General features: G+C 72.1%; 6 protein-coding genes. 5 read left to right on the top strand and 1 reads right to left on the bottom strand.

Annotation, left to right across the window (positions count from 1 at the left end):
• Window positions 1-149: 149 nt before the first annotated feature.
• Window positions 150-869, bottom strand: a complete 720-nt coding sequence (locus ON26_RS08130; protein ID WP_040795398.1) for a hypothetical protein — start codon at window positions 867-869, stop codon at window positions 150-152.
• A gap of 248 nt (window positions 870-1,117) precedes the next feature.
• Between ON26_RS08130 and ON26_RS08125 the strand changes: the two genes are divergently transcribed.
• The 5 genes from ON26_RS08125 to ON26_RS08105 form a co-directional block, all read left to right on the top strand.
• The gene (locus ON26_RS08125) at window positions 1,118-2,740 is read left to right on the top strand and encodes an ABC transporter substrate-binding protein (protein WP_051026822.1); all 1,623 of its coding nucleotides are present in this window, start codon (window positions 1,118-1,120) and stop codon (window positions 2,738-2,740) included.
• 2 nt (window positions 2,741-2,742) lie between these two features.
• On the top strand, window positions 2,743-3,753 hold the full coding sequence (locus ON26_RS08120; protein ID WP_040795397.1) for an ABC transporter permease: 1,011 nt from the start codon (window positions 2,743-2,745) through the stop codon (window positions 3,751-3,753).
• Between the two features lie 94 nt (window positions 3,754-3,847).
• Window positions 3,848-4,645 carry an ABC transporter permease gene (locus ON26_RS08115; RefSeq protein ID WP_040795401.1) on the top strand — a complete coding sequence of 266 codons (798 nt, stop codon included), beginning with the start codon at window positions 3,848-3,850 and terminating at the stop codon, window positions 4,643-4,645.
• Window positions 4,642-6,366: a dipeptide ABC transporter ATP-binding protein gene (locus ON26_RS08110; RefSeq protein ID WP_085998970.1), complete on the top strand. Its 1,725-nt coding sequence runs from the start codon at window positions 4,642-4,644 to the stop codon at window positions 6,364-6,366. The genes ON26_RS08115 and ON26_RS08110 overlap by 4 nt, the downstream gene beginning before the upstream one ends.
• A partial coding sequence (locus ON26_RS08105; protein ID WP_051026821.1) for an LLM class flavin-dependent oxidoreductase occupies window positions 6,366-7,359 on the top strand: 994 nt, incomplete at its 3' end. The genes ON26_RS08110 and ON26_RS08105, both read left to right, overlap by 1 nt.

The following is a 7,359-nucleotide window of genomic DNA, read 5'->3' as shown; positions in this document are numbered from 1 at the left end:
CCGGCTCGAGACCGGCACCGCGCCGCGCGCGACCGATGTGGGTTCGGCGCTGGCACATCCGGTCTCGGTGGCGGCCTACCAACTGCTGGTGATCCGCTCCCATCGCGCGCGGCGGCGCGGGTCGGTGCGATGGAAAGGGCGTCCTGCTGTCACGACACGTTCGTGATGCCCACGGTCGGCAGGAAGAAGCAGGAGCGTTCGCCGTTGCGGACGGTACCGAAGACGGCGGCCAGCACGGTGCCCGCACCGGTGTCGACGGGGACCGCGCGGATCCCGCCCATCGGCACGACGGCGCCGAAGACCTGCCGCAGAGCCGATTCGGCGAGTTCGCGGGCCGGTCCGGACAGTTCGGGCGGGATCATGGCGGTGATGACGTCGGCGATCGAACCCATCGCCGCGGAGCCGCCACGGCCGTTGCTCACGTTCAGCCAGAGCACCTGCATCCCGGTCGTGTCGGCCGTGGCCGAATCGCCGTCGAGGCCGTAGGGGACGAAGGCGAAGAGCGTCTCACCGGAGTCGACCGCGTTCGCGTCCAGGCCGGGCAGGGGCATCGGGATGGTCTTCGGCCACGGACCCGGCACGGCGCCGGCGACGGCCGGAACGAGTCCCGGTGTCCCGTCACCGCAGAACGCGGCGGCGGTCGGATAGAGGAACGGGTCGATGCCGAGGCCGCGCAGCACGTCGAGCGCTTCCTGGTAGGCGCCGGGCAGATCGCCGGGCTGGGCGGCGCCCCGCAGCAGCGGGTTGTCCACCGCGGCAGCGGGAGCATCCGGCAGCGCGGGCCGGGCGACGGCGGGCGCGCTCCCGAACAACGCGACCGAGCCGATCGCGAGAGCGCAGAGCACGGACAGACGACGCGATGTTTTCACCGATGACCTCCACGACGACAAGGGTGCGGTCACAGTACGTCAGCTAACGGCTCCAGCAGCAGATGAGACGTGTGGCGAATTCTCGGCGTGTCGGAAATCGAGCCAAGTGCCCGGACCATGATCGCGCGCCGGTCCTCGTGCGGGTAGGGCTCGGCTCACGGTGATTCCTAACCTTGTCGCTCCGGCGCCTCGGCTCGCATCCTGTTGCGGCCAAGAAGACCCGGAAACGAACTGCTCGGAGTGTCGCCGTGAACCGCTCTCACCACCGAATCCTCGCGCTCGCGGGAGCGCTCGTCACGGCCGTCGCCGTGACGGGCTGTGGTGGCGACACGGGCTCACCGGGGGTGTCGGCGGGACCGCCGCAGCCGGGCGGAACCCTGCGCTACGGCCTGTCGCAGGCTCCCACCTGCTCGGATCCCGCGCAGTCGGCCACCAATCAGACGCTGTACGTCACGCGGCAGATCGTCGACTCGCTCACCGATCAGGATCCGGCCACCGGGGAGATCCGGCCGTGGCTGGCGCGCAGCTGGGAGGTCTCCCCCGACGCGACCGCGTTCACCTTCCACCTCCAGGACGGCGTCACCTTCAGCGACGGCACACCGCTGACCGCGGACTCGGTGCGCAAGACCTTCGACTCGATCGTCGCCCTCGGCTCGGCGAAGGCCCCGCTGGCCACCAGCTACCTGTTCGAGTACCAGGGCACCACCGTGGTCGACCCGCTCACCGCGCGGGTCACCTTCGGCAAACCCAACGCACAATTCCTGCAGGCCTCCTCGACCACCCAGCTCGGCATCCTGGCCGAGGCGACCACCGCGAAGCCCGCCGAGCAGCGCTGCCTCGGCGACACGATCGGCAGCGGCCCGTTCACCTACGCGAGCTGGCGGCAGGACCAGGCGGCATCGCTGGTGAAGCGGACCGGCTACCAGTGGGGCTCGGACGTCTTCGCCCAGCGCGGCGAGGCCTACCTCGACGGCATCGATTTCACCGTGGTGCCCGAATCCGGTGTGCGCAGCGGCAGTATCGCCTCGGGGCAGCTCGACGTGGTCAGCGACGCGCTGCCGCAGGACGTCCCGCAGATCGAGGCGGCGGGCGGGCGGCTGGTGACCACCGGCAATCCGGGCGTCACCTTCGGCTTCCAGCCCAATGTGACCCGCGGCCCGCTGCGCGATCCGCAGGTGCGCCAGGCCCTGCTGACCGCGATCGACCGTCAGCAGCTCGTCGACACCGTGCTCGGCCCGGAGTTCCGGCCCGCGACCAGCGTGCTGGCCGCGAGCACCCCCGGCTACACGGACCTGTCGCAGCGGCTGCGCTACGACCCCGACGCCACCGCCGCTGCGCTGGACCGGGCGGGCTGGCGGCTCGGCCCGGACGGCATCCGGGCCAAGGACGGCGAGCGGTTGTCCTTCGCGGTCACCTACAGCGGCGCCTTCGCGGGCAACCAGGCGCTGCTCGAGCTCACCCAGCAGCAGCTGCGCGGGGTGGGCGTGGAGCTGCGGCTCGAGCCCGCCTCCACTCCGGAGTACACGGCCAAGCAGAACACCAAGGACTTCGACACCCTCTACTACAACACCACCCGCGCCGACGGCGACATCCTGCGCAGCACCTTCGCCCTGACCGGGCGCAACCTCAATGCCCGCCCCGAGCCGGTTCCGGCGCTGGACGACGCGCTGGACGAACAGTTGCGCACCGCCGACCCCGCCGCCCGCGCGCAGCTGATCGGCACGGCCCAGGAGCAAGTGCTCGACGCGGGCCTGTGGATCCCGACCATCGAACTGTCCCAGGCGATCGGCGCGGGCCCGAACGCCCAGGAGGTGGAATTCGACGCTTCCGCCCGCCTGATCTTCCACGACACCTGGCTGAGCGGGCGCTGACCATGGCGAGGTATCCGATCTCGCGGGTGCTGCAGGCCGTCTGGGTGCTGTGGGCGGCGTTCACCCTCTCGTTCGCGGTGCTGTACGCGCTGCCGGCCGATCCGGTCGCGATCGCGGCCGATTCCGGCGGCGCGGGCACCCCGGTCGACGCGGCCGCGCTCGACGAGCTGCGTGCCCGCTACGGGCTCGACCGGCCGTTGTGGGATCAGTACCTGACCGCGTTGTCCCATGCCGTGCGGGGCGATCTCGGCCATTCCATCGCCTCGGGTCGTCCGGTGACCGACGCGATCGGCGCGGCGCTGCCCTCGACGCTGCAACTGGCCGGGCTGGCGCTGCTGCTGGCGGTCGCCGGCGGTGTCGCGGTGGCCTTCGCCGCCAATCACACCCGCAAGCCGTGGCTGCGCGGGCTGCTCGCGGCGCTGCCGCCGGTCGGCGTCTCGGTGCCGACGTTCTGGACCGGCCTGATCCTGTTGCAGCTCTTCTCGTTCCAGTGGCGGCTGGCTCCGGCATTCGGCGGCGAGGGACTGCGCGGGACCATCCTGCCCGCGGTCACCCTGGCCCTGCCGATCGGCGCGGTCATCGCGCAGGTGCTCTCCGCCGGGCTGGAATCCACTTGGCGGCAACCGTTCACCGAGGTCGCGCTGGCCAAGGGCGCGTCGCGGTGGTGGGTGCTGCGCAGGCATGTGGCCAGGCCCGCCGCGCTGCCGGCGCTGACCATCGGCGGCGTGCTGGTGGGCAATCTGCTCGCCGGGTCGGTGGTGGTCGAGACGGTGTTCGCGCGCGAGGGCGTCGGGCGGCTGACCCAGATCTCGGTGCTGGCCCAGGACATACCGGTGGTGCAGGGCATCGTGCTGGCCACCGCGCTGGTGTTCGTGACCGTCAATCTGCTCGTCGACCTGATCTATCCGCTGCTCGATCCCCGGATCCGGGCGGCGGGCGGATTCGGCGGGCGCGTCTCGGACAAGGGTGAAAGCCCGGTCGGCGACCGTGAGGAGGTGCTCGCCGGTGTCTGACCGCAGGATCGTGACCACGACGGGGACCGGGCTCCTCGAGGCGGCGTCTTCCGTGACCGCGCGTGTCAGGGCGGTGCGGCCGAACGCGGCCTGGCTGCGCGCCCATGCCGCGAGCGTGGTGGCGGCCGGGATCACGCTGCTGGTGCTCGGCTGGGCACTGTTCCCCTCGGTGTTCGCCTCCGGCGACCCGCTGACCGGCGTGCCCGTGGAGAAGCTGCGGGGGCCCAGCCTCCAGCACTGGTTCGGCACCGACAATCTCGGCCGCGATCTGTACACCCGGATGGTGCACGGCGCGGGGCTGTCGCTGACCGCCACCGTGTCGGCGGTACTGATCGCGCTCGTCGCCGGTGGGCTGCTCGGCCTGCTGGCCGGTGCCGCGGGCGGGGCGGTCGACACGGTGACCATGCGCGTGGTCGACGTGCTGCTGTCGGTGCCCTCGCTGCTGCTGTCGCTGGCATTGGTGACCGCGCTCGGCTTCGGCACCACCAATGTGGCCATCGCCGTCGGCGTCTCGCTGATCGCGAACTTCGCCCGGGTGATGCGCTCGGAGGTGCTGCGGGTGCGCGGCGCGGACTACGTCGAGGCCGCGCATGCGAGCGGGGTGCGCTGGTACACGGTGCTGGCCCGGCACGTACTGCCCAACTCCTATCGTCCGGTGCTGGCGCTGGCCGCGGTGGAGTTCGGCATGGCGGTGCTGGCGGTGTCGGCGCTGAGCTTCCTCGGCTACGGCGCGAAACCGCCTACCCCCGAATGGGGTTCGCTGATCTCGGAAGGACGCAACTACCTCGCCTCCGCGTGGTGGATGACCACGCTGCCCGGTCTGGTGATCATCGCCGTCGTGCTCGCCGCGCAGCACCTGGGCCGGGCCGCGGATCGGAGGGGCAGGCCGTGAGCGAGTCGGATCTGCTCCGCGTCGAAGGCCTGCGGGTCGACTACAAGTCGAATTCCGGTCCGGTCACCGCGTTGCGCGATGCCTGCCTGCGGGTCGCGCCGGGCGAGGTGGTGGCCCTCGTCGGCGAATCCGGTTCCGGCAAGTCCACTCTCGCCCATGCCGTGATCGGCCTGCTGCCCTCGGCCGCACGGGTGAGCGCGGGCTCGATCACCTTCGCCGGGCAGCGCCTCGACAACGCCCCCGAGCGCGTCCTGCGCACGGTGCGCGGCGCGCACATCGGGTTCGTGCCGCAGGATCCCGGCCTGTCGCTCAATCCGGTGCGCCGGGTCGGCGATCAGATCGCCGAGTCGCTGCTGGTGCACGGCCTCGCCGACGTGCGCGGCGCGAAGGCGCGGACGCTGGAGTTGCTCGCCGAGGTGGGACTGGATCGTTCCCGGCAGTGGGAGCAGCGGTATCCGCACGAACTCTCCGGCGGTCAGCGCCAGCGGGTACTCATCGCCGCCGCGCTGGCCTGCGGCCCGGAGCTGATCATCGCCGACGAACCGACCAGCGCACTCGATGCCACCGTGGCCAGGCGGGTGCTCGACCGGCTGGCCGAGCGTATCGCCGCCAGGGGCACCGCCGTGCTGCTCATCACCCACGACCTCGCCATGGCCGCCGAGCGCGCCGACCGGCTGCTGGTGCTCGACGGCGGTGAGATCGTCGAATCGGGGCGCCCGGCCGACCTGATCGCCGCGCCCGAGCACCCCTACACCGCCCGCCTGCTGTCGTCCTCGCCCAGTCTGCGGCCCGGACCGCCGCGCGCGTCCCGCGCGGCCACCGGAACACCGCTGCTCGCGCTGCGCGGGGTGAGCAAGCGTTATCGCACGCCCGCGGGCACGGTCACCGCCGTCGACGGCGTGGGCTTCGAGCTGCGCCGCGGCGAAACCCTGGCGCTGGTCGGCGAATCCGGCTCGGGGAAATCCACCACCGCGCGGATCGCCCTGCGGCTCACCGATGCCGATCAGGGCACGGTGGTCTTCGACGGCGCGGATATCACCGGCGTCCGCGGCGAGCGGTTGCGGACGCTGCGCCGCCGGTTCCAGGTGGTGTACCAGAACCCGTACTCCTCCCTCGACCCGCGCCATTCCCTGGCCACCGTCATCGCCGAGCCGCTGCGCGCGTTCCGGGTCGGCACTCGCACCGCACGCCGGGAACGGGTGCTCGAACTGCTCGACCAGGTCGCGCTGCCGCGACGCTACGCCGAGCGCACCGCCGCCGAACTGTCCGGCGGCCAACGCCAGCGCGTCGCCATCGCCCGCGCCCTGGCCCTGCACCCCGAACTGCTCGTGCTCGACGAACCGGTGTCGGCGCTGGACGCCTCGGTGCAGGCCCAGATCCTCGACCTGCTCGACCGCCTGCAGTCCCAGCTGTCCCTGAGCTACCTGTTCATCTCCCACGACCTCGCCGTGGTGCGCCGCATCAGCGACCGGGTCGCGGTCATGCGGCACGGCCGCATCGTCGAAACCGGGCCGACCGCCGACATCTTCGGCGATCCGCGCCACGAGTACACCGCCGAACTGCTCGCCGCCATCCCGAACCCGCCGCTCCCGGCCGCCGCGGGCGCAACCGACGTGCGCCCGAACACGCCCGCCGATCGTGGCCCCGCGGACTCCGCCGACGCGCTCGTCGGCGACCGGGAAGCCGCGGCGCTGGTTTCTACCCGAAAGGGACTGTCCTGATGGCTGATTCAACGTTCTTCCGCGCGATCGAACTGTCCGGGGCGGGCATTCATCCGGCGGCGTGGCGGCGCGCGGACTCCAGGGCCGAGGAACTCTTCACGGCGTCCTACTGGCTCGACGCGATCACCGCCGCCGAGCGCGCGGGGCTGGACGCGGTCCTGCTACCCGATTCGTTCGATGCCGGGTCCGGCGGGCAGGGGGTGGTACGCGGCAGGCTCGACGCGCTCGCCGTCGCCGCCCGGGCGGCTGCCCGCACCACCCGCATCGGTCTGATCCCGCAGGTCACCACCACGCACACCGAACCGTTCCATGTCTCCAAGGCGATCCAGGCGCTGGACTTCGCGACGCTGGGCCGGGCCGGCTGGGAGGTCGCGGTGTCCGAGGGCGCGGCACAGGCGAAGGCATTCGGACGCAAGGGCGCGCAGGATGCGGTGAGCCTGTGGGAGGAGGCCGAGGAGGCGATCGAGGTCGTCACCCGGCTGTGGGATTCTTGGGAGGACGACGCGGAGATCCGCGATGTGTCGACCGGCCGGTTCATCGACCGCGACAAGCTGCACTACATCGACTTCGTCGGCGAGCACTTCTCGGTCAAGGGCCCGGCGATCACCCCGCGTTCGCCGCAGGGACAGCCGGTCGTGGCGATCCGCGCCGACGCGGGTCCCGCCATCGCCGTGGCTGCCCGCCGCGCCGACCTGATCCGTATCGCTCCGCCGGATCTCGACGCCGCGCACGCCAGGCGCGCCGCCCTGCGCGCCGCCGCCCTCGCCGCGGGACGCGACCCCGATACCCTCACCGTCCTGCTCGATATCGACATCCACCTGGCGGATTCGGAGGCCGCCGCGCACGCGGAGGTCGAACAGCTCGACGGCTGGTCGGCCGCGCCGGGTCATGCCACCGCCGGGTACAGCGCCCCGCCGCGCCTGCGCCACATCGGCACCGCCGCCTCGTTGCACGAACTGCTCCCCGCGCTGGAAGGTTCCGGCGCGGCCGACG

Source organism: Nocardia higoensis NBRC 100133 (assembly GCF_000308595.1).
GTDB lineage: Bacteria > Actinomycetota > Actinomycetes > Mycobacteriales > Mycobacteriaceae > Nocardia > Nocardia higoensis.
The sequence above is the reverse complement of the archived record's forward strand: the minus strand, read 5'-3'. Positions and strand labels throughout refer to the sequence as shown.

Coding starts and splice junctions, on each gene's coding strand:
- ON26_RS08120 (WP_040795397.1), top strand. CDS start 2,743: ATGGCGAGGTATCCGATCTCGCGGGTGCTGCAGGCCGTCTGGGTGCTG.